Source organism: Argonema antarcticum A004/B2, assembly GCF_023333585.1.
GTDB lineage: Bacteria > Cyanobacteriota > Cyanobacteriia > Cyanobacteriales > Aerosakkonemataceae > Argonema > Argonema antarcticum.
This window is the reverse complement of record NZ_JAIQZN010000053.1, coordinates 1-24445: the sequence shown is the minus strand read 5'-3', so window position 1 is coordinate 24445 and position 24445 is coordinate 1. Positions and strand designations below refer to the sequence as shown.

Here is a 24445-nt window from a genome sequence, read left to right as displayed (position 1 = left end):
ATCGTGAAATCAAAACAGTTCTCAGGGTATTTACCAAAATATATCAATATGTTTAAAATTATCTGCGTACATCTGCGTGTATCTGCGCTTCATCTGCGTTTAAAAATAAAAAGATTTCCCATAATCACAAAAATATTGTTATTTGCTATTAGTTTGATTAGCTGTTTATTGGGGCATACTTTAACCACTCACTCAATCGCGATCGCCATAGACAAAGGCGTTGCCCAAAACAGTTATCAATTAATTGCTGCAAACTCAGAAAATAGCTTAGGAGATGAAGGCAGCATTCGCTACAATGCCGGACAATACCGAGAAGCGATCGCACTTTGGCAGGAATCACTAACCCAAACATCCGATCGAAAACAAAAAGCGATAATTCATACCAATTTGGGGACTGCTTATCGCCAAATTGGGGAATTAGGAGAAGCGATTTCTAACTGGGAAAAAGCAGCCAAAATTTATCAATCTTTCTCAGATTCAGAATCTCGCCGTTTCTTGGCGCAAGTATTAACCGAACAAGCACAAGCTTACAACGCTTTGGGACAATTTCGCCAAGCAATGCCAATTTTGCAGTCTGCTGTGGATTTAGCGCGTAAAAATCAAGATCGCACAACCGAAGTAGCCGCACAAGGAGCATTAGGAAATGCCTATTCTGCTGCTGGAGAATTGGACAAAGCGATCGCAGCTTACCAAGCTAGTTTAAATTTGGCAACCACATTAAAAAATTCCAGTTTAATTGGCGCAAACTTAAATAACTTGGGAAGTGTTTTTAATCGTCGCTATCAACGGTATTTATTACAAGCTAATGCAGCCGAACGAGAAGGAGATGATAAAGAAAAAAACCACCTGATGGATTTAGCCCAACAAGATGCAGCATCTGCTCGATCGAATTACGAACGTGCGTTAGAAGCAAGTAAATCATTAGGTGGAATACCGCACGCCAAAGCCTTATTGAATTTAGCTCAATTCTTACAACAATTACCAACACCAAAAACAGATGCGATCGGCAATTATTATACGCAAGCGATCGCACTTTTGGACGCAACACCAGACTCTCGTCCCAAAGCCTACGCGCTAATTAGCGCGGCTGAAATCATCGGAAATGCAAATCGCAATAATCAACAACTGAAAGCTCAAACCTTACAAAAAGCGATTGGCATTACCCGAAACATAGGGGATAAACGCGCTGAATCCTTTGCTGTGGGAGCATTAGGAAAAGTTTACGAACAAGCCCAAAACTGGGAAGCAGCAATGCAACTCACCCAGCAAGCTGCATTAGCCGCCCAACAAGCAAATGCCGCCGATAGTCTATATCGTTGGCAATCACAAACGGGACGAATTTACAAGGCTCAAGGACAAAACGAACTAGCAATTGCATCTTACAAAGAAGTGATCGTGACGCTTCAAAGTATTCGTAGCGACTTGGCTGCTGCTAGCAAAGACTTGCAATTTGACCTCAGAGATTCGGTAGAACCAGTTTATCGAGAATTGATTGCTTTGCTATTAAATGAAAGCGAAAAATATTCCGGTGATGATGCCAAATCCAAAATAGAAGATGCGTTGCAAGTTGTAGAATTATTGCAATTAGCTGAATTGCAAAACTTTTTCGGTGATGAATGCACGGAAGTAGCGCGAGATAAAAGCGATCCGAAGTCCGTAATAGCCAAAACCAACACCGCCGTTATCAATTCGATTATTTTACGCGATCGCACATATCTCATTTTGAGTTTACCAGATGGCTCTGTTAAACGATATGAGGTAGGGATCTCGCATCAGGAAATGGAAAAAAAAATCGATCGTCTCCGATTCACCTTAGAAGATATCTCAACTGATGAATATTTACTAGAAAGCCAGAAAGTTTATGATTGGCTGATCGCACCAATGGCGGCAGATTTAGAAAAAGCCAAACCCAGTACGCTCCTATTTATTAACGATGGCGTTTTGAGAAATGTACCGATGGCAGCTTTGTACGACGGCAAGAAATATTTAGTTGAAAAGTACGCCATTGCTACCACACTAGGTTTACACCTAACTTCTAATAAAAAATCAGACCTAGCTAATGCCAACGCTTTAATATTTGGATTGAGTGCCGAAATACCTCCTTTCGCTCCCTTACCCAACGTTCCCAAAGAAACTCAAGATATCCAAGAGATTGTGGGAGGAAAGAGATTTTTAGATAAGGATTTCACCTTAGCTAATTTAGAAAAGCAAATTAACAAAGGCAACTATCCAATAGTTCACTTAGCAACTCACGGTAAATTTGGTGCCGATCCTAATAGTACATTTCTGCAAGTTTTCGATCGAAGAGTATCCCTAAACGAATTTGAGAAAGTGCTACGCCAAAGTAAACATCCGATCGAACTGCTCACCCTAAGTGCTTGCCAAACTGCGGCGGGAAACGATCGCTCTACGCTTGGTATTGCTGGTGTTGCATTGAGATCTGGGGTACAAACCACCTTTGCCAGTCTTTGGTTTGTCAACGATGCCGATACCTTACCGTTAATTGAAAACTTTTACAAACTTCTCCAACAACCAGGAGTTACGAAAGCAGAAGCATTGCGACAATCACAAATGAAATTAATTGCCGATCCTAACGGTCATCCAGCAATTTGGTCGCCCTTTGTTTTAGTTGGTAATTGGCAGTGAGCCGCGCTGGCGGTAACTTGTTTCACAGCTTTCAAGAATTCGCTGTTCATATAGGTAGAGAAGCTTTGTTCAATAATGCGATCGACCTGCAGAACATTTTCAGTCGCGTCACTGGTGGCAATATTTCTAACAAGGAACACTTCTATGAAATTAAGTAAATTATGCTCGATGTGGTTTTGGCTATTGCCAGTGGAGATTTTTATCGCACTGCCAAGTTTCGGTCAAATCGTACCCGATCGCACGGTCGGAACTACAGTCACGCCAAATGTGGAAATTAATGGCTTACCGAGCGATCGCATCGATGGCGGCACCATTAACGGTACTAATTTATTTCACAGCTTCCAAGAATTCAACATTCAATCTGGCAGGGGAGCATTCTTTACTAACCCAGAAGGAATTACCAATATTTTCACCAGAGTTACAGGTATTAATCCTTCCAACATCAACGGCATTTTAGGCATATTAGGTAATGCAAATCTATTTTTTCTTAACCCGAACGGGATTATTTTTGGTGCGGGAGCGAGACTGGATCTCAAAGGTTCGTTTGTAGCTACCACAGCTAACAGCATTTTGTTTGACAAAGGTTTTACCTTCAGTGCTAATAATAACCAAGCTCCTTCTACCCTACTGAACATCAGCGTGCCGATCGGCTTACAATTTGGTAGCAATCCGGGAGCGATCGTCGTGCAAGGAACAGGACACACTGCACAATTTACTTTTTTTACCGACGTTTCCGGCTTGAATCCCGACTCATACAACTTAAAAGTTAAACCTGGAAACACCCTTGCCTTAATCGGTGGCAATTTGTCCTTGGAGGGGGGATTGCTCTCCGCATCTGGAGGGCGCATTGAATTGGGCAGTGTCACAAATGGCAGCGCCATTCTCAATCCCCATCCTCAAGGATGGACAATGACTTATCCAGCGACCAACCGCTTTGGCAACATCCAGATGAACCAAAACGCCCTTGCTGATGTGAGCGGCTTCACGGCCGGCTCAGTGCAAATGCAAGGCCAACAAGTCAATATTGAAAGTGGCTCAATTGTCTTACTACAAAATCAGGGAAATCAGCCAGCTGGCAATATTACAGTTAACGCGACCGAATCGTTGCATATTAGCGGAATTGCCCCAGACTTAAGCAACCCTAGCAGTGTCATCAGTGAAACACAATCAACGGGAGCGGCGGGAAACATTACCCTGACATCTCCTCTGATCCAGATTAAGAATGGAGGTGTCGTCCGCAACCGTACCTTTAGCGATGGCCGGGGGGGTGACATCATTTTGAATGCTACCAACGAGTTAAACGTCTCAGGTCGATCGGGGATAGGAAGCTTTGCAGGAAGTAGTCAAATCTTTGCAACAACTCATGCCGATGGTGTTGGAGGTAATGTGTCCATCACCACCCAAAACTTTTCTATCACCAATGGCGGCCAGGTGGGAGCTAGAACCTATGACTTGGGGCCGGGTGGCAATCTTATGGTTCAGGCAGATAGCATCCTTATCGTTAGTCCGACTCCTCCGCCTGGAGATGTATATGGACTGACTACACCCCCTTCTCTACTCTCAGTTTCAACCTTTGGCTCTGGAAATACAGGCAACCTCACAATTAACACCCGCACTTTGTCAGTTCAAAATGGTGGAATTCTATCAGCCTCTACTTTGGATCGAGGAAATGCCGGCACGCTCAGGATCAATGCGTCTGAGTGGGTTGAAGTTAAGGATCGAGTCTCCACTCAAGATACTAGCTATATTGGTGCGGCTGGGCTTAGTTTTAGGGGTTTTGGAGGGGATCTCCGTGGAGATGCCGGTCAGGTGACGATCAACACACTGGTTCTGAAAGTGAGCAATGATGCCAGAATTTTTGTGCAAAACCAAGGACCAGGCAATGCCGGCACTTTGAGGATTAATGCCGATCAAATCCAACTGGAAACCGGTGGCAACATTTCAGCCTCTACCAAAGTCGGTGAAGGCGGCAACATTGACCTCCAGATTGCTGACCTTTTGCAGATGCGTCATGGTAGCTTTATCAGTGCAGAGGCAGGTGGTAGTGGCAATGGCGGCAATATTACACTCAACGCTGGTACGATCGTCAACTTAGAAAACAGTAACATCACTGCCAATGCACTACAAGGTCGAGGTGGTAATATTCAAATTGCTACTCAAGGTATTTTTCGCTCTGCTGATAGTAACATTACCGCTTCTTCCCAACTGGGAGTAAGTGGCATCGTCGATATTTCTACTCCCAATTTAGAGCAGAATCAACTTCTGGTAACATCTACAACTAATTTTCTTCAAGAAGACCAAGCGATCGCCAGCAGTTGCCTGACTGGGCACAACGCGCAGCAAGGACGCTTTGTAGTCACGGGTAACGGTGGTTTATCAGAAACGCCGGAAAATTTGCTGATGCCCTACGAAGTAGTACAGGTGAGAGCGGTGGGTCAGTTACAAGACACAGCAAATCAAATACGAGAAATTACAAATTCCTCATCCCCAAATTACTCAATTCAAGAAGCAACGGGATTTTCCTTTAGCCCAGATGGAACAGTATCGCTGGTAGCTGATTCGGGGCAATTAAAGAATGCTGAAGATTTGATTTGCAGCAAATAAATAGTAAGTAAATAAATAACCATTATGAATTCCTTTCTTTTCTGGTTCATTTTCTCTAGCGTGTCGATCGTTTCAGGTTGTCTGCTAGCGGCTTCTACTTCGGCACAGATTGTCCCAGATGCAACTTTACCCGTTCGTTCCACTGTTACAACCAATGGCGATACCTTCAACATCGAAGGCGGTACTCGCGCTGGCGACAACTTGTTTCACAGCTTTCAAGAATTCTCAGTTCCTACAGGTAGGGAAGCTTTTTTTAACAATGCGATCGACGTACAAAATATTTTCAGTCGAGTAACAGGCGGCAATATTTCTAATATTGATGGACTAATTAAAACCAATGGTAGCGCTAATTTGTTTCTGCTCAATCCGGCTGGGATTCTGTTTAGCCCCAATGCTCAGTTGAATATTGGTGGCTCGTTTGTCGGTACTACGGCTAATAGTATTCGGTTTGCCGATGGAGTGGAATTTAGCGCCATCAATCCTACCGCCACACCCTTGCTGACTCTCAGCGTTCCCATTGGTTTACAGATGGGACAAAATCCAGGGAATATTACCGTCCAAAACTCAGGGCATCGTTTGACTTTGAGTATATTCACCCCGATCGCACCATTCAAGAAGCGACGGGATTGGCGTTTACCCCAGATGGAAAATTAGCACTGGTGGTAGCTAAAGGCCAGATTGCTTCTCCTACAGAGTTAACTTGTAGTAATGGTTTCAAATAGTAATTAAGCTGGCGGAGTGCGATCGCGATTTCCGCTCACATCCGCTGAAACGCCATCGTATTTACGTGAAAACGCACCCGCAACAGATCCAGTCAGCTTCCAAATTCCCCAAACTCGTTTTTTACAGGTTTTCAGCGGTAATTGACCGCAAACCTCTTTCGGTGACCAAAAATGGTCGTTAAAATCGTAGTATCCCATAATATATCCTCCAAGCTTTCTAATTCTAGACCTCTCAAAAGTAAGAATTTTTCCTACTTTTGTTTTTAAATGTTGAATGAGATTTGCACTTAAAGAAAGAGCGCTATGTCACAAATTCCGGATTTTTTGGCCTCTTTTTTGGTCAAAAGCCCTAAATAGGGAATTTCATCCCCCCAAGGTATTATCCCCAAGGATCGGCAAAATCAATTCAATGGGAATTTTAATACTTTTTGGTCACAAATCTGCCTCTTACTGGGCAAAAGCCTTTAAAACGCTGAGCTTCGTAGTTTCAAATCCTATTAAATTTTCCAAAATAAGCTCGATCGCAAACGCTAATAGCGTAGCGTTCAGAATATTGATCTCTTCATCACCACCCGCACATACCAGAATTATAAAAACATTTCTCGTAAATTAAATGCGAATTTACACTGAATTAAAGAACTCAGTATTATCAACAAGTACCCACAGTGAGTTATAGCTGCAATTTAACAATTATCTGATTTTTTAAGCGATCGCCCTACCCGATCGCCTATTGGGCCCTGTCCCACAGCGCGATCGCCCACTTTCTCAACTTAGCCTACTTCTTATATATAGTGCGATCGCCTTGGCGGTTAGGACATTCTCAATTCCTGAAACCCTTGATTATAGAACCTTCTGACCCACGCCCCTAGCTATATATAGTGCGATCGCCCTACCAACCTATTGCCCCACTCCCTTGTAGTATCCCTCCGTATCGTCAGAACCCTCTCGTGAAACCATAAGGTGACTAAAGCTTGCCTTCTTGTAGTGTGCCGTAACCAGATCGATCGGCCCATATATTACCCCCAAACCCTTGCAATTACTAGGTTATAGCCAAAATCAACCCCTTCATCAAAAAAATTTTACCAAAACCCTTGACACTTTGTAGTATAGTATGTAGTATAAATATATGGCGAGGGAGAGAGAGCCAAAAGCCTCACCCCAAGCCCAACCGAACCTTGAAAACTGAATAATTTCACCCATTTCATTGTTTAAGCAAAGAAGTTAACAGTGGAGGTACACAATACCTAGCTGTAACAAGTGCGGTTAGCTTGTTTTCTGAACCAGCAACTTAATTTAATCTCTTATTAAGTAGTTGATTCATAAAAGATAGTCTAATGCCAAAAGATTTAAGCTCAGTGAAAGCAAAGGTAATCCAACTGCGAGTGAAAAACACCTATCACTTAGGGAAATTCACCAGCAAACTGGAGTACCGAAAGGAACACTGAGTAATTGGTTGAAACCATATCCTCTCCCAGAGGAGATCGGGCAAGCCAAACAAGCTGTTGCTGATGAAAAGCTGCAAAACTACATTAAAACTGTACGCAAGCGTCAGAGGTCAACAGAGTTTAAATTATACAAGGCATTAGGCGATCGCAAGATAACCCCACATCAAAAGAGCAGTATCGCTGAAACTGCGGCATAAACTGCTCGATTTATGAGACTGTAACTCAGCGGTCTAGAGTGCCTGTCTGTCTAACAGGAAGTCGCGGGTTCAAATCCCGTCAGTCTCGCTTAAATAGTCCCGTAGGCGAATTGGTTTAAGCCGTCACCCTCTCAAAGTGAAGATTGCGAGTTCAAACCTCGTCGGGACTACCAAATGGTCAGGTCGCCAAGTTGGTAAGGCGTCGGTCTGCAAAACCGACTAGCGTGGGTTCAAATCCCACTCTGACCTTGGCACGACATAGCAGCGTAGCTTAATGGCAAAGTCCCAAGCTCATACCTTGGTTAATGTGGGTTCAAGTCCCGCCGCTGCTACCAAATGCAGGGATGGTGTAACGGCAACATCTCGATCTCCAAAATCGATGTTCTAGGTTCAAATCCTAGTCTCTGCGTTCTACTGCGTGACCTCATAGTAGAAGCTTACAAACTTGGTATTCAATCTTCGGATTGGAGTAGGTTCAAATCCTACAGCCTCCACCAACTTGGGGGCTGAAAAATAAGCTTCTCAAACTTGCACGGAGTAGATTTTGCCCCCGTGGACAAATGGTTAAGTCGCTGTTCTTTCAAAGCAGAGATTGCGGGTTCAAACCCCGTCGGGGGAATCATTCTGGGTTGGCTCACCTATTGGCGTAGGTATCTGTCTGTAAAACAGTAGCTTAAAGCGTTGCAAGTTCAAATCTTGCCCGACCCATTGTGGAGAGGTGGCCGAGTGGCTTAAGGCGCTTTCCTGCTAAGAAAGAGCGGTGTAATAACCGTCGAGGGTTCAAATCCCTCCCTCTCCGTTTTATCCCCCGGTAGCTCAGTTGGTAGCAGCGCTTGTTTGAAGAACAAGAGGTCGTCAGTTCGATACTGACCTGGGGGGCTGGCATTGCCTCATAGCTCAATGGCAGAGCAAGCGGCTGTTAACCGCGCGGTTGTAGGTTCAAGTCCTACTGAGGCAGCCATTCATTTTATTGCCGGGTAGACGAATCGGTAAAGTCGCATGGCCCTGACCCATGAGATTGCAGGTTCAAGCCCTGCCCCGGCAGCCAATCATTGCCCTGTGGTGTAACTGGCAACATTTCGCGCCTTGAACGCGAAGATTCCAGGTTCAAACCCTGGCGGGGCAGCCAAATTTTGCTCCTGTAGCCCAACTGGAAGAGGCGGCTGTCTCAAAAACAGTCATGTGTGAGTTCAAATCTCACTAGGAGTACCAAAGTTCGCTCCTGTGGTGCAATTGGTAGACGCGGCAAACTTAAAATTTGTTTTTAAATTGTGGGTTCGAGTCCCACCAGGAGCATCAACGGGGTGTAATTCAGCGGCCAGAAGCCATGCTTTGGGAGCATGGAGTCGTTGGTTCAAATCCAACCATCCCGACTTTGCCCCTGTGATATGGGGCTATCTTGTGTATGGGGTATTGGCATAGCGGCTAGTGCATCAGACTTTTAATCTGACTCAGATAGGTTCGACTCCTGTATACCCCATAAATTTACTAAAATGAGGAGAGTAAGAAAGTGAAAATGTCTGGGAAGCGATCGCAATTCCGAAATCTGCGAAACGATGACTTTCAAAGTTCTGTCAAAACAAACACTGCCCTGTGAACTCTGCGAAAGAGAGATGGAACGTTTAACCGCCCATCACTTAGTTCCCAGACAAAGCACCAAACGCCAGAAAGTAGAAACAAGCCCAACGATCGATATTTGTTCGGCTTGCCATCGCCAAATCCACGTTTTATTTGACAACAAGTATCTTGCCAACGAACTAAACACCCCGGAAAAACTGAGAAACGAACCTCAGATGCAGAAATTCCTTGCTTGGGTCAAGAAGCAAGACCCCGGTAAGCGGATAACAGTTCATCGGCAAAAATAAAAAAGGTTTACCTTAATTGAATTGATTTAAAGAAGGATAAAGATATTTTTTCAACCTTTATCCTTCATACTTTAAACTTTTGTTGCCCTTGTAGCCCAACAGGAAGAGGTGCCTCGCTTAGAACGAGGAGGTTACTGGTTCAAATCCAGTCAGGGGCATTGGTGCCAACGCGGGGATGGAGCAATGGCGGCTCGTCAGGTTCATACCCTGAACATCGGCAAGTTCAAATCTTGCCCCCGTCACCAAAATGCAGGTGTGATGTAATGGGTAACATAAGGCTTTCGTAAAGCTTTCTTGCGAGTTCAAATCTCGCCGCTTGCTCCAAATAATGCAGATGTGGTGTAACGGCAACATAAGGGTGTGGTATGCCGTCGATGTGGGTTCAAATCCCGCCTTCTGCTCTCAAAAATGCAGGTGTGATGTAACTGGCAACATGAAGCTCTTGTAAAGCTTTCTTGTGAGTTCGACTCTCACCATCTGCTTGTTAATTTTATAGGTTCCATAAAACCTTGAGGTTTCCACTGGCTGAGCAATCGGCATTCTAATCTTTTCAAATATGCGGATATGGTGTAGCGGTAGCATCTGAGTCTTCCAAGCTCTAGGCACGAGTTCGATCCTCGTTGTCCGCTTTCAAAAATGCGGGTGTGATGTAGTGGCTAGCATCTGAGTCTGCCAGTCTCAGCGCATGGGTTCGAGTCCCGTCATCCGCTTCAGAACTATTTGGGAGTATAGCTCAATGGATAGAGTTTCAGGTTTCGACCCTGAAGGTTGTAGGTTCGAGTCCTACTACTCTCGCTGTTCTCAGTCCTGTAGCTCAATGGTAGAGCATTTGCCTTACAAGCAAGGTGTTGCAGGTTCAAATCCTGTCAGGACTACCAAATTTATGGGAGTGTCGCCTAAAGGATTGGGCATCGGTCCTCTAAACCGATTTGTGTGGGTTCAAGTCCTACCATTCCCGCTGGAAACTTTAGTTTTGTTTAAAAGAGGTGAGTTAAATTGATTTATTAATTTTTGCACCAATGGCATATCGCATTTTACAGCGTGCCCTAACTTCCGAGAGCCTACATACTTTAGTACGAGAGGAAAAGTAACACTGTCAAAAAGCAGTGGGCGTGTGCAAACGGGGAGTGCAAAGAACCCGATAGGTGGGCTTGGAGGTAGCCATCCTTTAAAGAGTGTGTAACAACTCATCGGCGGAGTCCCTCTAGTAGCTGAGAAAACGCAAAATGCTCTGGTAACTTGCACGCTATTTTACCTAAGTGCGATCGCTAAAACATGGGTCTGTAGTTCCAATGGGAGAACGCTTCTCTTGCAAAGAAGAGGCTGTGGGTTCGACCCCCACCAGATCCACTGATGGTGTCTGAAGCCAAAGCGGTGGCGGCGCTGGTTTGTGGAACCAGTCATAGCGGGTTCGACTCCCGTCAGATACCCTTATGGAAGATGCCGCTGAATGGACGGCAACTGGTCTTGAAAACCAGGGCAGGGTAACACCTGGGGGTTCGATCCCTCCATCTTCCTTTATCCACCGGAAGCCGAGAAGCGAGGCACTGTGCTGATAACGCAGAGGTAGAAGGGGCAGTACCTTCCCGGTGGATCGATCGTAAGTATATGGCTTTATGCTAGAGGAATGAAATTGTGCGCCAAAATAGTGGTATTGAGTCAAATTTTGAACTATGCCCACACAAAGTCAACGAATTACTGTCTGGGGTTTGGCAGGTTATGACTGTGAAGGTCAACTGATACTTGTGGTTGAAATCAAGAGTAAGCTTCATACTTCGCCAGAGTGGGTAGCAAAATTTCGTCGAAATATTCTTGCTCATGGAGTTTTTCCAAAAGTCCCTTATTTCCTGATGGTGTTTCCCGATCGGATTTATTTGTGGGCTGGTAAGGAAGCAAGACTGGATGAAAGTGAACCTACTTATGCTATTGATGCACGTCCTATTTTTCAGCCTTATTTTGAGAAAGCTGGTATCAAGAGTGAGCAAAAAATAAGCGCGGAAAGTCTTGAATTAATTTTTTCATCTTGGCTTACAAGCATCATTTTTTCAAGAGAACTACCTAATGGGGCAGATGAATCTCAGCGATGGCTAATTGATTCTGGTCTTTATGCTGCTATTGCTGGAGGTAGTTTACACCACGAGGCTGTTGCGTGAATATTTACGTTGAAACTAATTTTGTCTTGGAGTTAGTTTTTCAGCAGGAGCAATGGGAAAGCTGCGAACAGATTTTGCAAATTTGCGAAGCCGGACGTGCAAAGCTTGTCATACCAGCATATAGTTTGGCTGAACCTCACGAAAAATTAAGCCGTCAGGCAAAGAATCGTAGAAATATTCAGCAATTGCTTAATACAGAACTCAGTCAATTAATACGCACAGCATCCTATACGGCTCGTATTCGTAGTATCCAAGAGATCGCAAGTTTGCTAGTTCAAAGTAATGAGGAGGAACGCCAACGTTTCGTGCAGTATCGCGATCGTTTGCTCAATAGTGCAGAAGTGATTGCGCTTACTGTTGATATCATTTCCGAAGCAGCAACGTATGAAGCTCCTTACAACTTAAAACCACAGGATGCTCTTATTTATGCGTCAGTTATTGCTCACCTTCGTCAGTATCATCCCTCAGTAGCTTGTTTTCTTAACCGGAACTCCAGAGATTTTGATAATCCTGATATTGTTGAGGAACTAAATAATTACAATTGCCGGATGATATCGCGATTCGATCATGGTTATGGTTTTATGCGATCGCAGTTACAGCCATAGTACCAGTCGAGTTACCACATCTTCCTTTATCCACCGGAAGCCGAGAAGCGAGGCGCTGTGCTGATAAGCTGCTACGCATTTAATTTGTATGTTTAGCGGGAGTGGGAGAGTGGGGGAGTGGGGGAGTGGGAGAGGAATTGAAGGTTTGATTGCCGGATTAGAAATATCCGAATTAGATGCGTGTTAGCTTAACGCAGAGGTAGAAGGGGCAGTACCTTCCCGGTGGATTAATATGATCGCGTTATGGGGAGGTCGCCTAAATTGGAATGGCACCGTAGAAACTAGGGAAACGGTTCTCAAAAGGACGACTGGGTTTGCCGAGTAGGGTAAAAAGTTGCTTCGCGACGTTCCCTGAAACCGCAAACGGGCAACGGGTTGCGGAGGCACTGAAAGGAATTAATAGTCCGAGATGGGGGTAGTTCCCATCTGCCTACGGGTAGTAAGAAAGCGCGTTTCCTAAAAGTTGCTGTCGGTCGATGCGGGTTCGAGTCCCGTCCTCTCCATTTTTGTTATTTTATAATTGACCATGAATTGCAATTTTGAGGTGTGGCGATGCAATATCCAGATCCGAAAGTTTTACATCCAATGGCGGGATTTCCTCAAGTTTGTTTCATCAAAAATATTGTTTCAAATCCTAATATTATCATTGGGGACTACACTTATTACGACGATCCAGAAGATTCAGAATATTTTGAACGTAATGTGCTTTATCACTATCCCTTTATTGGTGACAAGTTAATCATCGATAAATTCTGCGCTATAGCCAAAAATGTAAAATTTATCATGAATGGTGCAAATCATAAAATATCTGGGTTTTCTACCTATCCATTTAACATTTTTGGTAACGGTTGGGAGCGTGTTAAACCTGAGCTTAGTGAATTACCTTTTAAAGGCGATACCGTAATTGGGAATGATGTGTGGATTGGATATGAAGCTGTGATTATGCCAGGTGTAAAAATTGGCGATGGGGCAATTATTGCTGCTAAGTCTGTAGTTACCAAAGATGTTAAACCTTACACTATTGTGGGAGGGAATCCAGCACAGGTAATCCGGCAACGTTTTGCTGATGAAATAATCAATGTTTTGTTAGAAATTGCCTGGTGGAATTGGGATATTGAAAAGATTACGATAAATTTGGAGAAAATTGTGGGTGCAGATATTGAAGCATTAAAAATTTGTGTGTGAACGTCAAACATTATCGGGTTATTCCTGGTCTTTTATGTTACAACCTTGCTGAGTGGGGTTCAATGTGGAGTTAGGCGGTAAGAGGTATTAATGGGCTACGAAGTGCCAATGCAGGCGGACATTTTGGCTTTGCTGCAACTGTTCCAAGGTCGCGTTCCCGACCCTGAGTCGCACGGCTGGGTCGTCGAACTGGTGAACGATCGCAGTAGGTGGCAAAAGGGACATGACCTATTCGATCGAGTTCGCACGCGGAACCACAAAGCGATCGACTCTAGCGATCGTGTCAGGGTGTGCCAGTAAGCCTTTGAGGAGGTTTGCCTCCAGAGCCTCTACAACGCTACGCACCCCCGCGATCCGTTCGATTTGTGTTCCCCGTACTGGGTCATCAAAAACGCGATCGTGTTGGCGCGTGCCGTCGGGGTGTCGGTGCAAGATGTCTTAGCGATCGTACTGGGAGAAAGTGGAAATTAGAGGTTGAGATGAAACCAATAATACAGAGGAACTTTTAACTGGCGGCGAGTTGCTGTAACGACAAATTGTAGTTACAATGGCGCTATCGAATTTGAGTGGGATGAAGCCAAGCAACTTGCTAATCTTCGCAAGCACGGCATTGACTTTGTTGATGTTCCGGCAGTTTTTGATGGAGACATCGTGACTGTTGAAGACGATCGCTTTAGTTATGGAGAGCAACGTTTCATTACCCTTGCCTTGTTGCAAGGGCAAGTCGTTGCTATTGTCCATACTGAAAGAGACGATATCACTCGCATTATTTCGGCAAGAAAAGCAACTAGATATGAGCAACGAACCTATTTCGAGCAAATCTCAAACTGATTGGCAACGCCTAGATGCCATGACTGATGAAGATATCGATTTATCTGATTGTCCAGAAATCACACCAGAAATGTTTGCCAAAGCAGTAATTCGACGCGGATTACCATCTGCTAAGAATAAATCTCAAGTTACCTTGCGGATCGATAGTGATGTTTTGGAATGGTTCAAATCTCAAGGGCGCGGTTATCAGACCCAAATTAATGCTTTGTTACGAGCTTATATGGAAGTCCATCGGTGTTAGCAATATAAAGTGCGCTCGCATATTGCATAACTGCCAACTATTTGCTAAAATAACATAACGGTGTTTTGAGGATAAGATAATTTTTCCCACAGGCGAACAAGGAAAATCTTGCATTAGAGTTTGTCAGTACCTAACAAACTTCTATCGTTCTATAGATCTTGTTCGTTTTGATGAGCGTACAGGCATTGTATATATTTTTGTATCTGAAGAACTGCAAGTTGTTATTTACCGTGATGGAAATTGGAGGTTTAGATGAAACCAGATTTTGACACGATGAGTATTGCCGAACTACGAGCTTACTTTCTTTCACATCGCGATGATAACGAAGCATTTTACAAACTGGCCGATCGCATAGAATCGAGTTCTGAAGATACTGAACTTTATCCCTGTCCAGATACTCCTGAGAATATCGCTATTATGGAAACAGCTATTAGGAAGCAAATTAATAAATTGGAAGATAAGCGCAAAGGATAAAATAAGCAATAGGAGATGGAAAATGAGTATAAGTGTTGATCTACCACCAGAATTAGAGAGTGAACTTTCTACAGAAGCTTCTCAGCTTAACCTGCCCTTGTCTGAATATATTTTGCGTGTTCTGTTGATAAGGCAAGGTGTGGCTAATCCTCCCAAAAATGGAGTAGAACTGGTTGCCTATTGGCAAAGTGAAGGTGTGATTGATTCAAGCTCTGATATTACTGATAGCCAAGAGTATGCTCGCAAGTTGCGGCATGAAGCCCAAACACGCGATCGGCTATAGGTGAAATAGATGTATTTGTTGGATACCGATGTTTTGATTGATATTCAACGCGGTCATACGCCTGCGATCGCGTGGTTTGCTAGTCTGTCCGAAATTCCTAGCGTTCCTGGTTTTGTTGTGATGGAACTCGTTCAAGACGCTCAAAATAAACAACAGGTTCGCAATGCCTTAAAGCTGGTTGCTCCATTACCTATTATTTGGCCAACTGAGGCTGATGGCACCCGCGCTTTATCCGATTTTACTGCCTATCACCTATCCCATAATTTAGGTCTGATTGACGCACTGATTGCTGCTTGTGCTGTTGGGAGAAGTGCAACGCTTTGTACTTTTAACGTCAAACATTACCGGGTTGTTCCTGGTCTTGTTATGTTACAACCTTATACGCGCTAATGAAACCAGATTTTGATACGATGAGTATTGCCGAACTGCGAGCTTACTTCCTTTCGCATCGCGATGATAACGAAGCGTTTTACAAACTTGCCGATCGCTTGGAGTCTCGTGCTGAAGATACTGAACTTTATCCCTGTCCAGATACTCCTGAAAATATCACTATTATGGAAACAGCAATTAGGAAGCAAATCAATAAATTGGAAGAGAAGCGCAAAGGATAAGGTGGTTGTAGTGTTTATTCGCTACTCCTGAACTTTGCCGTTAGTGTACAAAATATCTGATTGCCTACTTTGCTAGTTTGTGCTAATTTTATAGTGTTCCTATTTTTCTGGTGATTGAGGAGTAAATTTCTATGTTTTCGATTGATATATTCCTCACGCATTATGGTCGTTCAACTGCATTGGAAAATTCTCTGAAGTTTGCTCAGAAACACAAAACACAGTTACTTAATGTTCTTCGTATTGACAAGTTTAGCAGAAGTTCTGACAATGGCCAAATTTTAGGAGATCATATTTTCTACCTAATTTTTGCCAATTCCCAAAGTCTAGGTAAATTATTTGTCTTGGGTTGCGAAGCAAAGAGTGGTTATGGCGGTGCTAGTCCAGCGGACTTCAAAAGAATGATGGATTGGCTAACTGCTCATGAAATTGACATTTCCTATTACTCGCCTCATTCGGATGATGAACATCTCAAATTTTGGGGAACTGAACTTAACGAGTATGGTGAGGAAGTTCCTTCCGCAAATGGGCTACACAGAAAGCATGGTCCTAGCCCTTGGGACTACGGTGACTTGTTCTTCGTACAAGGAAAACGTTCGGAAGTATCTCAAGGATTGTGGAGAAAAACTGGTGGTACAAAACAAAAGTTGTATTTTTCCACTCTTGAATTTTTACTAGAGGAGTTAAGCTTAGGTGAATTTCTGAACTATTTGTAAATAGTTAGCCTACTTTGTCGCATCGCATATCTTCAGAATCAAAGAGGTTACTTTGATGAAATTAGACCATCGCATTGTCTAACTACCTACAGCCATTAAATTGTTGATTTATCAATGACTCCCAGCCATGAATACTCAATTTCTCAAATTAGAATTAATCCAATGGATTTTGTCATTAAAAGATTCTGAAGTCTTAAACGAAATCCAAAAAATGAAGGAAAATTATGATGAAAATGCTCCTGCCGTCCAACCTCGTCAATTTGGCTGTGGCAAGGGAATTTTTACTTACAGCGGTTCCCGCTCTTATGAGGTACAGTAGTAATTAGTAGACCAATTTATTACAAACCGCTAAAGAATATTTAGTGTACCTCATTACAGCGGGAACCGCTGTATGTGGCAGATGATTTTGATGAAACTCCTCCCGGTTTTGAAGAAAAACGCTTACTATTCCAGGCAAGGATGGAGATGATGTACCGATCTACCTAGAAAAGCAGTTAGTACAATTATTAACAAAACTGGAAGACTTAAGGGAGGACGATAATTTATGAGTCAATACAGCATGATGATTCAATGGTCTGATGAAGATGGGCTTTTCTTAGTTACTATTCCAGAATTTGCCGATCGCGTTGTCATGCCTTGCACTCACGGCAAAACTCGTGAGGAAGCAATTCGTAACGGCGAAGAAGTGATAGAAATGTACTTGGAAGGTTGGCAAGTAGAAGGTGAACCTATCCCTGAACCTAATACGCTTCAAGCTGTCTGATTACCATAGTCTTAAAAGATATGACTCACAACAGAACTTGAAGACGATATGAATGAAATCTCACAAGACTGGAAAGAACGAGCGATTGAAGATTTGCGAGTTATCAACTCTGAAGAATTCGTGAATGATGACGGTGAGATGTGTCATTGCATCTATAGCTTCAGCCTTGATGCGGTGACATTTGTTGATGATGCAGTCATTCAGCTATTGAAAGATCGAGGAATCCAAGAGTTAGAGGAATTGCCCGATCCATTGAGTGAAGGAGAGTAATCGGATTTCTTTTAAATTGTCAATTTTAGACTTAGAGTAAAGAATTGCAGATTGAAGTTTATTCTTTGAATTTGAAATTTGCAATCTCCAATTTGAAATTATTTTTCCCTTGCCTGCGGGATGCAGCCCTATTTTTCCTAAAGATGGGGGTTCAAGTTCGACTCTTGAGCAAGGGGTTAATTCGAGGTATGTTGTTGCGCTTGGGCGCTAAAGGGGCTAAAGCCCAACAACATACAAGTAATTTTTTTTACCACAGATGAACACAGATTTGGGTTCACCTTGATGACTCACCTGACTGGGTGAGGTTAGATCGCTATTTTATTTGTAGTATATAAGTAGTATTAAAGGCGATCTTTATGATTACTCTGACGATGCGCCCGTTGGCGATCGCAACTGAAACTGACTTGGAAGCGATCGCACATCTTCTGAACACCTGCGAAGAGGTCGATCGCCTAGATGAAGGCTCGTCTGTCTCGGAACTGCGGACAGAATTTGACGTACCATCTCTAGATAAAGCGCGAGATATCCGTCTTTGGGAAGATGCAGACGGCAAGTTGATTGGCTTCGGTGAGTTGGGGATACCTGAGTCAGGCGAGGTAATCGATGGCTGGCTCTGGTATCGCGTCCATCCTAGCGCTCGTGGTAGCAGTCTGGAAAGGCAGATCGTCGCTTGGGGTGAGCAGCGAATGCGCGAGGTTGGATTAGAGCGTGGTGTGCGTGTGCAACTGCGCTGCGGTGTTCGCGATGACAAACCGTACTACATCACAGTAGCAGAAAGTTGTGGTTTCAGGGCCGATCGCTATTTCTTGACAATGGAACGCAGTCTCGCCGAACCGATTCCAGAACCGCAATTTCCAGCCGGTTTTACTTTACGCCAAGCAAGTCATCAAGACGCCGAAGCTTGGATGGAGATGTACAACCAAACCTTTATCGACCACTGGAATCACCATGATATAACAGTTGAGCGCGTTAAATATTCACTGACTACACCCAACTACAAACCCGAATTGGATTTGGTTGCTGTTGCACCAGATGGAACCTTCGCAGGCTTTTGCTACTGCGCCATTCATCCAGAAGATAACGATCGCACCGGACGCAAAGAAGGCTGGATAGGCATTCTGGGTACGCGGCGCGGTTTCCGCAAATTGGGACTAGCACGAGCGATGTTGCTTTCGGGAATGCAGCAATTGAAAGCTGCCGGAATGGATACGGCTAAACTTGGCGTGGATACCCAAAATCCCAACAATGCTAGCCACCTTTACGAGTCCGTTGGCTTTCGCAAGCTTTACAGTTCGATGTCTTACGTTAAGGATGTTTAGCGATCGGGCGATCGATCGCCCAGAAAAAAAACTTTTCCCAACCCCTTGACACTTATGTAGTATGCAATGTAGTATTAATGGTATGGGAATCAAATCACAGGCAAAAACCCTTGCCTGAAATGCCCAATCCGAACCTTGAAAACTGAATAGGAATTTAAAATTCCAGCCAACGTTCATCAAAAAGTCTCGTAACAGAGACGGTCTTATCATGTTGCTACTTTACAACAGACTGTTTGGTTTGTCCAAGCCTCCGTCTGAATCGAAAACAAAGCCGCCTCTGATTAGTTCCAACCCATCTGAAACGGAATTAGAGCAAGAAAGTTCTGCACAACTCAGATAGACAAAAGTTACTGAGTCAATCCGTAAAATCAGACAGGAATATCATTTGGATCGGCGTTTCTTGTTGTAAAAATCATCAGCGAATCTGTTGGAAAAAGAATTGCAAATCTAAAATCTAAAATCGATAAAGGAGGTACTCAGATGGTTCACATTCGCTTTGAAGGACGTTCCTACGATATTGCAGAAAATCATCTGGGTATCGCACCTGGGATGAACGATACTGCTGTCAAAGAACGCCTCTCACAACACTTTGACGTAAATCGCGATCGCTTTGTGCCTTACATAGTCGATCGCAGACCGGGCGGCGATTTAATTGTACGTCCAGAGGCTGTTTACGGCTAACAACAGGCTGTTCCGCACCCCGACATCAAAAGCGCTACACACATTTAGGTCTAGCTCCGAAAGGATTGTGGGTTCGATTCCCACTAAAGACTACGGTCTTTATGGCGGAATGGTAAACGCACTAGAAGTTGTTAAAAGCTTTTCTAACTTGTGCGGAACAACATTTTAAAAATTGTGATTTTGAATTCAACAATTAATTCAAAACTCAAAACTCAAAACTTTTCTTCTATGCCGCACCCTAACTACTGAAGCGTACATACATCTGGTCTACGTAACCGGAGGTTGTAGGTTCGACTCCTACCAGCTGCACCAAATGCGGCTGTAGCTCAACGGATAGAGCGCTAATGTCAAACGCTTTATTGACTTGTGCGGGGTAGATAGAAAGGTAGTAAAAAGTTTCACTTCGCGCCCTAACTCAGGAAGCTTACATACTAGCTCATTGGTAGAGCAATCGACTCTTAATCGATCTGTAGCGGGTTCAAATCCCGCGTATAAACAAACAGCTTTCTTGACTTGCGCGAAGTGGCTTTAACTGCCATAACTATGTTTATTCTGGCTTTTTGCCATTATGTTTTCTGTTCCGCGCCCTAATGGGCAAAGCATACACACATCCAGTGCCTAGCTTTGGCAACTTGCACGGAACTTAATATTTCCAAAATTCCCAATTTCCACTTCGCACCCTAACAGAAGAAGCATACACACTTTTCGTAACTATAACGGTCATAAGGTAGCGATGTTCGAGCGATCGAACAAGTGAGCTTTCCAAGTCTCTATGAGATAAGGATCGCGTGCCCACTGCCAGGTAAAAACTGGTAAGAGCGGCAGTTGTGCCATCGCTTTTTCAACTTGTGCGAAGCAACCTTAAAAAATTTTTCCCGCGCCCTAATGGAGAAAGCTTACATACTAGCCTAGTGGTTTAAGGCACTTGACTCATAATCAAGCAACCCTTGCGGGTTCGCGGGTTCAAATCCCGCGTGTGAACACACAGCTTTCTCAACTTGCGCGGGGTGTTTTTAATCATAACTAATCTGAATAAAAGGAGAGCAAAATGCTTTTAAATTACTTGTCAATCAAAAACTTTTACCAAAATTCAACTCAAAAGTGCAATTCACATAAATCGAAAAGGTTGATTGATGAGCGAACATCGCTTGGGTGAAATTGTCATCGAACGCCCTCGTGGAGGAATGAGGATAAGTGCAAAGAAGCTGACAGGCTACAAGAAAGAACTTCAAAAAATTACTGAAGAAGCAAGTGAAGATGGATTGTTGTCTCCTTATTTGATAAAGATAAGGAAACGCACGAAGCACTTCTCAGACCATCTGGGGCCATTGCGTCGCTGGTTACGTTCTAAAGTAGGACAAAATTGGGATGCTGTCTATAAGGAATTATGCCAGCAGATTGAAACCAAAACGCTAATTGGGCAACATCTTCTCGTTCATGTATGGCAGTTTTTGGAACGAGATGTTGAGTTAATTGATGAAGTTCCTTACAACAAAAAGAGGTACTCATACTCTGAAAGGCGTCAGCTAGGTTATTGGCGAGATGAGCTTTATGTCCATCCAGATACAGGAATTGTCTGTTTAGCCAAGAGAAAACCGAATAAAGATATCAAAAAAAAGCGTCACAACAAGCGAGATGATTTGGTGGTTATCGATCCATATCATCAATATCGCAAACTGGATGATTTGTGGTATTTGGTCACGCTGCAAGATATTCCACCTATGGGGAAACCTACGGATGTTGTACTGAAAACCAGCATCCAAACTGGGATAGCATGGCAGGAGTATGGTAGGGAAGTTTATGCTGTCAGCAAACAGCAGTGTGGTAAGAAGGAAATCAAGTTTATCATGCAGCAACTGGATAAAAATTAAGCCTAACGACTAAAGTCGCGGCTACACAAACTCATACCGCCTGCGCGGTCTGAAATGCCACAATTTTTCACTTCGCGCCCTAACTGAGAAAGCTTACATACTAGCCAAATGGAAAAGGCGCTTGATTTAGGTTCAAGTATATGCGGGTTCAAATCCTGCGTATGACAACACAGCTTTCTCAACTTGCGCGGGGTGTTAATTTTTTAATTTTGTTTATTGTGTATAGGAGGTAGCCATGTCTGCCAAAACTATGGTAATTCTGGAAGAGTTAAAATCCCTGACAATGCTGGAAACTTCCGAACTGGTTAAGCAGATAGAGGCTACTTTTGGTGTTGATGCTTCAGTTCGCGAACCTATCATCATTAAACGCGATCGAATTGATAATGATGAAGGTGATGAAGCAGTACAAACTGAGTTTGATGTGGTGCTGGAAGAAGTTCCTGCCGATCGGAAGATTGCTGTTCTTAAAATGGTACGAACTATCACTGGTTTGGGTTTGAAGGAAGCGAAAGATTTTGTTGAGTCAACGCCGCAAGTTGTAAAATTTGCGATCGCACTCTCCGACGCCCAGGATCTCAAACAGCAGCTAGAATCACTCGGTGCAAAGGTTTCTGTCAGGTAAGGCAACTATGAGCGATCGGCCCTCGACATACCAAACGCTGGGTGAGATAGAAAGTCTTGTCCGCGCATTCAAAGAATGTAAACTACCGCAATGGGAATGGAATCATCAGGCACACTTAACTGTTGCACTTTGGTTTCTCTTTCATTACTCCGAACAAGAAGCAACACATTGCATTCGTGTTGGCATCATGCGGTACAACGCTGCTGTTGGTATTCAAACAACTCCAAACAGCGGCTATCACGAAACCATAACTCTATTTTGGATTCGGATAATCAGCGAATATCTTGCTACTGAAGGTGCTTATTCCACAATGGTAGATCTTGCTAACGGACTTATTCAAAGTTACGGAAATAAGAATCTGCCTCTTGAATATTACAGTCGCAAGTTGCTTATGTCCTGGAATGCTCGCCAAAACTGGGTTGAGCCTGATTTGAAATCTATAGCTAATTGCAACGCTTGTAGCCCGCCTGCGATTCAAATCGCAGGCTAATAGCTAAAGCAGCCCGCCTGCGATTCAAATCGCAGGCTAATAGCTAAAGTCCACTTAAGTGGACTAAAGATTTCTTTCCAGTCCATTAAAATGGACTTTCGCTATTAGCTGGGGGTTTGAACCCCCAGCGGGTATGGGCGACTCAAGTAACACAATGGCAGTTATCGCCGCGCCCTAACTTGGAAAGCTTACATACCCTTCCACGGTAAACCTAAAGCTTTCCGAACTTGTGCGGTTTTTAATTAATTATTTGCGTGCGATATCTGCCTCCTTAACTCACATAATTATAAGGAGGTTGCCATGAATACAGCAGAACGTGACTTACGTTTGGAAATGCTTAATAGCTTACTGACTACACCTCACCGCAAGCTGGAACAAGTATCGGAAATTCACAAGTTAATTGTAGAACTCGATCCGATTTTTTACGGGCATTTAGCTGTTTGGTATCAGCAAAATGGTGATGTGCGCGATCATAAGGAAGTGTTTGTTGGTAATTTGCTTACGGGCAATTTAACCGAACACCGCGATGCTGGTTTTGTGATGTTGCAAGAATTTCCGCCTTATGAAGTATCGCGCATCGTGGACTTTATGAAGGAGCATCGGGGAAAAGTTCCTCGTTCTGCACGCACAGCAGTAACGCGCTATCTGAAGACACGGGAAAAGAATCCAAAGTTCTTTGACAGTGCTGCACTGCGGGGACGCAAGGCGATGAAGCACTTGTATGCGACATTGCACATTAAGCCTAATGAGCGTGCTAATGCAGTGTTGTTCAAGGATGCACCTCCAGAAGATAGTCTTGCTTTTATGCTCAAGCAATTGGCAAAAGCGGCAACTCCCGCCGAACAAGCAGCGTTAATTGTCGAGCATAAAATTCCTTACACTGTTGCTGTTGGTGCGGTAAAACAAGTAACGCCAACAGTGTTGGTAGCGCTGATTAATTCGATGTCGCCGCAAGAGGTAATTAATAACATCAAGTCGCTGAAAGAACGGGGTGTAATGGATCACCCAGATGTGAAGGCGCTGATTGATGGGAAACTGGAAGAAGCGGCGAAATCCGATCGGGTATCGGCGTTTAAGGCAATGAAAGCAGCTGAAGTAGCGGTTGTTGATGAAGCAACAGCTACTAAGTTGGAGCAAGTTGTCGATATGCAGGTGAAGCAGCGGGGTAAAATTACCAAGACTACTGCTTTGCTGGTGGATAAAAGCGCGAGTATGACGATGGCGCTGGAAGTTGGCAAGCAAATTGCGTCGATCGTATCTGCGATCGCACAAGCAGATTTGTTTGTTTATGCTTTCGATGCGATCGCTTACCCCATTCAAGCACAGGGTCAAAACCTCTCAGATTGGGAAAAAGCCTTCCGCCATATTTTCCCAAACGGCAGTACCAGCATCGGTGCGGCGTTGGAAACCATGCGGTTGAAGCGACAAGCGATCGAGCAGATTATCATCGTAACTGATGAAAATGAGAATACCGCTCCTTACTTCAACACCGTTTATCCTCGCTACTGCGAAGAGTTGAAAGTTACACCAAATGTAGTTCTGGTCAAAGTCGGTCAGCACAACGGCTATTTGGAACATCAGCTACAGCAGAACAAGGTAACTTTTGAAACCTTTACTTTCGCGGGTGATTACTACGCGCTGCCAAACTTGGTGCCTTTGCTATCCCGGCGTTCTCGTCTAGAATTGCTGATGGAAATTCTGGAGACACCTTTGCCAGTAAGGGATGACAAGTGAGGTAATCGGGGAACCCCACCGGGTGTGGTCAAAACCCGTTGGGGATGTAGGGGACAAGGAGGAGGGTGTGGTCAAAACCCGTTGGTGATGTAGGGGACAAGGAGGACAAGGGGGACAAGG

27 protein-coding genes, 31 tRNA genes and 1 pseudogene are annotated in these 24445 nt (G+C 43.9%); 58 read left to right on the top strand and 1 reads right to left on the bottom strand.

From position 1 onward, the window contains the following. Positions 1 to 3 precede the first annotated feature (3 nt). The 4 genes and pseudogenes from LAY57_RS21195 to LAY57_RS21180 all read left to right on the top strand — a co-directional run. Positions 4 to 2646: a CHAT domain-containing protein gene (locus tag LAY57_RS21195; RefSeq protein ID WP_249068836.1), complete on the top strand. Its 2643-nt coding sequence runs from the start codon at positions 4 to 6 to the stop codon at positions 2644 to 2646. Beyond that, positions 2643 to 2804, top strand: coding sequence for a two-partner secretion domain-containing protein (locus tag LAY57_RS21190; protein WP_249068835.1), 162 nt, complete (start codon positions 2643 to 2645; stop codon positions 2802 to 2804). The genes LAY57_RS21195 and LAY57_RS21190 overlap by 4 nt, the downstream gene beginning before the upstream one ends. Further along, positions 2791 to 5250: a two-partner secretion domain-containing protein gene (locus tag LAY57_RS21185; RefSeq protein ID WP_249068834.1), complete on the top strand. Its 2460-nt coding sequence runs from the start codon at positions 2791 to 2793 to the stop codon at positions 5248 to 5250. Before LAY57_RS21190 ends, LAY57_RS21185 begins: the two co-directional genes overlap by 14 nt. Positions 5251 to 5274: 24 nt before the next feature. After that, positions 5275 to 5817: pseudogene (locus LAY57_RS21180) on the top strand (filamentous hemagglutinin N-terminal domain-containing protein); the annotation flags it as partial. A 158-nt stretch (positions 5818 to 5975) separates the two neighbouring features. Here LAY57_RS21180 and LAY57_RS21175 read toward each other — a convergent pair. After that, positions 5976 to 6170 carry a hypothetical protein gene (locus LAY57_RS21175; protein ID WP_249068833.1) on the bottom strand — a complete coding sequence of 65 codons (195 nt, stop codon included), beginning with the start codon at positions 6168 to 6170 and terminating at the stop codon, positions 5976 to 5978. Between the two features lie 1255 nt (positions 6171 to 7425). Here LAY57_RS21175 and LAY57_RS21170 point away from each other — a divergent pair. The 54 genes from LAY57_RS21170 (at position 7426) to LAY57_RS20910 (ending at position 24325) form a co-directional block, all read left to right on the top strand. Continuing rightward, positions 7426 to 7614 carry a hypothetical protein gene (locus LAY57_RS21170; protein ID WP_249068832.1) on the top strand — a complete coding sequence of 63 codons (189 nt, stop codon included), beginning with the start codon at positions 7426 to 7428 and terminating at the stop codon, positions 7612 to 7614. A gap of 14 nt (positions 7615 to 7628) precedes the next feature. Continuing rightward, positions 7629 to 7702, top strand: a tRNA-Asp gene (locus tag LAY57_RS21165). Positions 7703 to 7709: 7 nt separating this feature from the next. Beyond that, positions 7710 to 7787: transfer RNA gene (locus LAY57_RS21160), tRNA-Glu, on the top strand. 3 nt (positions 7788 to 7790) lie between these two features. Beyond that, positions 7791 to 7863: transfer RNA gene (locus LAY57_RS21155), tRNA-Cys, on the top strand. An 11-nt stretch (positions 7864 to 7874) separates the two neighbouring features. Continuing rightward, a tRNA-Met gene (locus LAY57_RS21150) sits at positions 7875 to 7949 on the top strand. A 3-nt stretch (positions 7950 to 7952) separates the two neighbouring features. Continuing rightward, positions 7953 to 8023: transfer RNA gene (locus LAY57_RS21145), tRNA-Trp, on the top strand. A 138-nt stretch (positions 8024 to 8161) separates the two neighbouring features. Then, positions 8162 to 8233, top strand: a tRNA-Glu gene (locus tag LAY57_RS21140). 7 nt (positions 8234 to 8240) lie between these two features. Next, a tRNA-Tyr gene (locus tag LAY57_RS21135) sits at positions 8241 to 8322 on the top strand. A gap of 4 nt (positions 8323 to 8326) precedes the next feature. Next, a tRNA-Ser gene (locus LAY57_RS21130) sits at positions 8327 to 8413 on the top strand. 6 nt (positions 8414 to 8419) lie between these two features. Further along, positions 8420 to 8493, top strand: a tRNA-Phe gene (locus tag LAY57_RS21125). A gap of 7 nt (positions 8494 to 8500) precedes the next feature. Continuing rightward, a tRNA-Asn gene (locus LAY57_RS21120) sits at positions 8501 to 8575 on the top strand. Between the two features lie 10 nt (positions 8576 to 8585). Next, positions 8586 to 8662, top strand: a tRNA-Gln gene (locus LAY57_RS21115). Positions 8663 to 8667: 5 nt separating this feature from the next. Continuing rightward, positions 8668 to 8743, top strand: a tRNA-Gln gene (locus tag LAY57_RS21110). Positions 8744 to 8749: 6 nt separating this feature from the next. Further along, positions 8750 to 8826, top strand: a tRNA-Leu gene (locus tag LAY57_RS21105). Positions 8827 to 8832: 6 nt separating this feature from the next. Then, positions 8833 to 8910, top strand: a tRNA-Leu gene (locus LAY57_RS21100). A 4-nt stretch (positions 8911 to 8914) separates the two neighbouring features. Then, positions 8915 to 8987: transfer RNA gene (locus LAY57_RS21095), tRNA-Pro, on the top strand. Between the two features lie 34 nt (positions 8988 to 9021). Beyond that, positions 9022 to 9094 (top strand) — tRNA-Lys (locus LAY57_RS21090). 133 nt (positions 9095 to 9227) lie between these two features. Further along, positions 9228 to 9479 carry a hypothetical protein gene (locus LAY57_RS21085; RefSeq protein WP_249068831.1) on the top strand — a complete coding sequence of 84 codons (252 nt, stop codon included), beginning with the start codon at positions 9228 to 9230 and terminating at the stop codon, positions 9477 to 9479. A gap of 84 nt (positions 9480 to 9563) precedes the next feature. Then, positions 9564 to 9637: transfer RNA gene (locus LAY57_RS21080), tRNA-Leu, on the top strand. 10 nt (positions 9638 to 9647) lie between these two features. Beyond that, positions 9648 to 9724: transfer RNA gene (locus LAY57_RS21075), tRNA-Met, on the top strand. A gap of 4 nt (positions 9725 to 9728) precedes the next feature. Further along, a tRNA-Thr gene (locus tag LAY57_RS21070) sits at positions 9729 to 9803 on the top strand. A gap of 86 nt (positions 9804 to 9889) precedes the next feature. Further along, positions 9890 to 9961 (top strand) — tRNA-Thr (locus LAY57_RS21065). A gap of 76 nt (positions 9962 to 10037) precedes the next feature. Beyond that, a tRNA-Gly gene (locus tag LAY57_RS21060) sits at positions 10038 to 10108 on the top strand. 9 nt (positions 10109 to 10117) lie between these two features. Continuing rightward, a tRNA-Gly gene (locus LAY57_RS21055) sits at positions 10118 to 10189 on the top strand. Between the two features lie 12 nt (positions 10190 to 10201). After that, positions 10202 to 10274: transfer RNA gene (locus tag LAY57_RS21050), tRNA-Arg, on the top strand. A gap of 8 nt (positions 10275 to 10282) precedes the next feature. Then, positions 10283 to 10357 (top strand) — tRNA-Val (locus LAY57_RS21045). Between the two features lie 7 nt (positions 10358 to 10364). Then, positions 10365 to 10437: transfer RNA gene (locus LAY57_RS21040), tRNA-Arg, on the top strand. Between the two features lie 319 nt (positions 10438 to 10756). Beyond that, positions 10757 to 10829: transfer RNA gene (locus tag LAY57_RS21035), tRNA-Ala, on the top strand. A 6-nt stretch (positions 10830 to 10835) separates the two neighbouring features. Further along, positions 10836 to 10909, top strand: a tRNA-His gene (locus LAY57_RS21030). Between the two features lie 5 nt (positions 10910 to 10914). Further along, positions 10915 to 10997, top strand: a tRNA-OTHER gene (locus LAY57_RS21025). Positions 10998 to 11152: 155 nt separating this feature from the next. Then, on the top strand, positions 11153 to 11632 hold the full coding sequence (locus tag LAY57_RS21020; protein WP_249068830.1) for a hypothetical protein: 480 nt from the start codon (positions 11153 to 11155) through the stop codon (positions 11630 to 11632). Continuing rightward, on the top strand, positions 11629 to 12237 hold the full coding sequence (locus tag LAY57_RS21015; RefSeq protein ID WP_249068829.1) for a PIN domain-containing protein: 609 nt from the start codon (positions 11629 to 11631) through the stop codon (positions 12235 to 12237). The genes LAY57_RS21020 and LAY57_RS21015 overlap by 4 nt, the downstream gene beginning before the upstream one ends. A gap of 552 nt (positions 12238 to 12789) precedes the next feature. Continuing rightward, on the top strand, positions 12790 to 13422 hold the full coding sequence (locus LAY57_RS21010; protein WP_249068828.1) for a Vat family streptogramin A O-acetyltransferase: 633 nt from the start codon (positions 12790 to 12792) through the stop codon (positions 13420 to 13422). A 90-nt stretch (positions 13423 to 13512) separates the two neighbouring features. Next, complete coding sequence (locus LAY57_RS21005; RefSeq protein WP_249068827.1) at positions 13513 to 13722, top strand: hypothetical protein; 210 nt, start codon at positions 13513 to 13515, stop codon at positions 13720 to 13722. 255 nt (positions 13723 to 13977) lie between these two features. Next, complete coding sequence (locus LAY57_RS21000) at positions 13978 to 14253, top strand: BrnT family toxin (protein ID WP_338022459.1); 276 nt, start codon at positions 13978 to 13980, stop codon at positions 14251 to 14253. Then, a complete protein-coding gene (locus LAY57_RS20995) occupies positions 14216 to 14494 on the top strand; it encodes a BrnA antitoxin family protein (RefSeq protein ID WP_249068826.1) in 279 nt (92 codons plus the stop codon). Before LAY57_RS21000 ends, LAY57_RS20995 begins: the two co-directional genes overlap by 38 nt. Positions 14495 to 14570: 76 nt before the next feature. Continuing rightward, positions 14571 to 14750 carry a DUF6888 family protein gene (locus tag LAY57_RS36570; RefSeq protein ID WP_420839107.1) on the top strand — a complete coding sequence of 60 codons (180 nt, stop codon included), beginning with the start codon at positions 14571 to 14573 and terminating at the stop codon, positions 14748 to 14750. Then, positions 14747 to 14968 (top strand): DUF6887 family protein, encoded by a 222-nt coding sequence (locus LAY57_RS20990; protein WP_249068825.1) that lies wholly within the window; start codon positions 14747 to 14749, stop codon positions 14966 to 14968. Before LAY57_RS36570 ends, LAY57_RS20990 begins: the two co-directional genes overlap by 4 nt. A gap of 22 nt (positions 14969 to 14990) precedes the next feature. Then, positions 14991 to 15251: a YlcI/YnfO family protein gene (locus tag LAY57_RS20985; RefSeq protein ID WP_249068824.1), complete on the top strand. Its 261-nt coding sequence runs from the start codon at positions 14991 to 14993 to the stop codon at positions 15249 to 15251. A 9-nt stretch (positions 15252 to 15260) separates the two neighbouring features. Further along, positions 15261 to 15641, top strand: coding sequence for a PIN domain-containing protein (locus tag LAY57_RS20980; RefSeq protein WP_249068823.1), 381 nt, complete (start codon positions 15261 to 15263; stop codon positions 15639 to 15641). Next, positions 15641 to 15862: a DUF6887 family protein gene (locus LAY57_RS20975; protein ID WP_249068822.1), complete on the top strand. Its 222-nt coding sequence runs from the start codon at positions 15641 to 15643 to the stop codon at positions 15860 to 15862. Before LAY57_RS20980 ends, LAY57_RS20975 begins: the two co-directional genes overlap by 1 nt. A 131-nt stretch (positions 15863 to 15993) precedes the next feature. Continuing rightward, positions 15994 to 16575, top strand: a complete 582-nt coding sequence (locus LAY57_RS20970) for a hypothetical protein (protein WP_249068821.1) — start codon at positions 15994 to 15996, stop codon at positions 16573 to 16575. 127 nt (positions 16576 to 16702) lie between these two features. After that, complete coding sequence (locus LAY57_RS20965) at positions 16703 to 16894, top strand: hypothetical protein (RefSeq protein ID WP_249068820.1); 192 nt, start codon at positions 16703 to 16705, stop codon at positions 16892 to 16894. A 225-nt stretch (positions 16895 to 17119) separates the two neighbouring features. Then, on the top strand, positions 17120 to 17338 hold the full coding sequence (locus LAY57_RS20960; protein ID WP_249068819.1) for a type II toxin-antitoxin system HicB family antitoxin: 219 nt from the start codon (positions 17120 to 17122) through the stop codon (positions 17336 to 17338). A gap of 48 nt (positions 17339 to 17386) precedes the next feature. Next, positions 17387 to 17608 carry a hypothetical protein gene (locus LAY57_RS20955; protein ID WP_249068818.1) on the top strand — a complete coding sequence of 74 codons (222 nt, stop codon included), beginning with the start codon at positions 17387 to 17389 and terminating at the stop codon, positions 17606 to 17608. A gap of 356 nt (positions 17609 to 17964) precedes the next feature. Beyond that, positions 17965 to 18927, top strand: coding sequence for a GNAT family N-acetyltransferase (locus LAY57_RS20950; RefSeq protein WP_249068817.1), 963 nt, complete (start codon positions 17965 to 17967; stop codon positions 18925 to 18927). Positions 18928 to 19407: 480 nt separating this feature from the next. Next, entirely contained in the window at positions 19408 to 19608 is a 201-nt protein-coding gene (locus LAY57_RS20945; RefSeq protein ID WP_249068816.1) for a hypothetical protein, read from the top strand. A gap of 430 nt (positions 19609 to 20038) precedes the next feature. Next, a tRNA-Lys gene (locus tag LAY57_RS20940) sits at positions 20039 to 20103 on the top strand. A gap of 407 nt (positions 20104 to 20510) precedes the next feature. Beyond that, positions 20511 to 20588, top strand: a tRNA-Met gene (locus LAY57_RS20935). 153 nt (positions 20589 to 20741) lie between these two features. Next, on the top strand, positions 20742 to 21479 hold the full coding sequence (locus LAY57_RS20930) for a hypothetical protein (RefSeq protein ID WP_249068815.1): 738 nt from the start codon (positions 20742 to 20744) through the stop codon (positions 21477 to 21479). A gap of 96 nt (positions 21480 to 21575) precedes the next feature. Beyond that, positions 21576 to 21646, top strand: a tRNA-Leu gene (locus LAY57_RS20925). A gap of 68 nt (positions 21647 to 21714) precedes the next feature. Next, entirely contained in the window at positions 21715 to 22101 is a 387-nt protein-coding gene (rplL, locus tag LAY57_RS20920; RefSeq protein WP_249068814.1) for a 50S ribosomal protein L7/L12, read from the top strand. Beyond that, positions 22079 to 22591, top strand: coding sequence for a hypothetical protein (locus tag LAY57_RS20915; protein WP_249068813.1), 513 nt, complete (start codon positions 22079 to 22081; stop codon positions 22589 to 22591). The genes rplL and LAY57_RS20915 overlap by 23 nt, the downstream gene beginning before the upstream one ends. 300 nt (positions 22592 to 22891) lie before the next feature. Beyond that, complete coding sequence (locus tag LAY57_RS20910; protein WP_249068812.1) at positions 22892 to 24325, top strand: vWA domain-containing protein; 1434 nt, start codon at positions 22892 to 22894, stop codon at positions 24323 to 24325. The last annotated feature ends 120 nt before the right edge of the window (positions 24326 to 24445 follow it).

Coding starts and splice junctions, on each gene's coding strand:
- LAY57_RS21185 (WP_249068834.1), top strand. CDS start 2,791: ATGAAATTAAGTAAATTATGCTCGATGTGGTTTTGGCTATTGCCAGTG.
- LAY57_RS21175 (WP_249068833.1), bottom strand. CDS start 6,170: ATGGGATACTACGATTTTAACGACCATTTTTGGTCACCGAAAGAGGTT.
- LAY57_RS21085 (WP_249068831.1), top strand. CDS start 9,228: ATGGAACGTTTAACCGCCCATCACTTAGTTCCCAGACAAAGCACCAAA.
- LAY57_RS21020 (WP_249068830.1), top strand. CDS start 11,153: ATGCCCACACAAAGTCAACGAATTACTGTCTGGGGTTTGGCAGGTTAT.
- LAY57_RS21010 (WP_249068828.1), top strand. CDS start 12,790: ATGCAATATCCAGATCCGAAAGTTTTACATCCAATGGCGGGATTTCCT.
- LAY57_RS21005 (WP_249068827.1), top strand. CDS start 13,513: ATGGGCTACGAAGTGCCAATGCAGGCGGACATTTTGGCTTTGCTGCAA.
- LAY57_RS20995 (WP_249068826.1), top strand. CDS start 14,216: ATGAGCAACGAACCTATTTCGAGCAAATCTCAAACTGATTGGCAACGC.
- LAY57_RS20990 (WP_249068825.1), top strand. CDS start 14,747: ATGAAACCAGATTTTGACACGATGAGTATTGCCGAACTACGAGCTTAC.
- LAY57_RS20985 (WP_249068824.1), top strand. CDS start 14,991: ATGAGTATAAGTGTTGATCTACCACCAGAATTAGAGAGTGAACTTTCT.
- LAY57_RS20980 (WP_249068823.1), top strand. CDS start 15,261: ATGTATTTGTTGGATACCGATGTTTTGATTGATATTCAACGCGGTCAT.
- LAY57_RS20975 (WP_249068822.1), top strand. CDS start 15,641: ATGAAACCAGATTTTGATACGATGAGTATTGCCGAACTGCGAGCTTAC.
- LAY57_RS20970 (WP_249068821.1), top strand. CDS start 15,994: ATGTTTTCGATTGATATATTCCTCACGCATTATGGTCGTTCAACTGCA.
- LAY57_RS20965 (WP_249068820.1), top strand. CDS start 16,703: ATGAATACTCAATTTCTCAAATTAGAATTAATCCAATGGATTTTGTCA.
- LAY57_RS20960 (WP_249068819.1), top strand. CDS start 17,120: ATGAGTCAATACAGCATGATGATTCAATGGTCTGATGAAGATGGGCTT.
- LAY57_RS20955 (WP_249068818.1), top strand. CDS start 17,387: ATGAATGAAATCTCACAAGACTGGAAAGAACGAGCGATTGAAGATTTG.
- LAY57_RS20950 (WP_249068817.1), top strand. CDS start 17,965: ATGATTACTCTGACGATGCGCCCGTTGGCGATCGCAACTGAAACTGAC.
- LAY57_RS20945 (WP_249068816.1), top strand. CDS start 19,408: ATGGTTCACATTCGCTTTGAAGGACGTTCCTACGATATTGCAGAAAAT.
- LAY57_RS20930 (WP_249068815.1), top strand. CDS start 20,742: ATGAGCGAACATCGCTTGGGTGAAATTGTCATCGAACGCCCTCGTGGA.
- rplL (WP_249068814.1), top strand. CDS start 21,715: ATGTCTGCCAAAACTATGGTAATTCTGGAAGAGTTAAAATCCCTGACA.
- LAY57_RS20910 (WP_249068812.1), top strand. CDS start 22,892: ATGAATACAGCAGAACGTGACTTACGTTTGGAAATGCTTAATAGCTTA.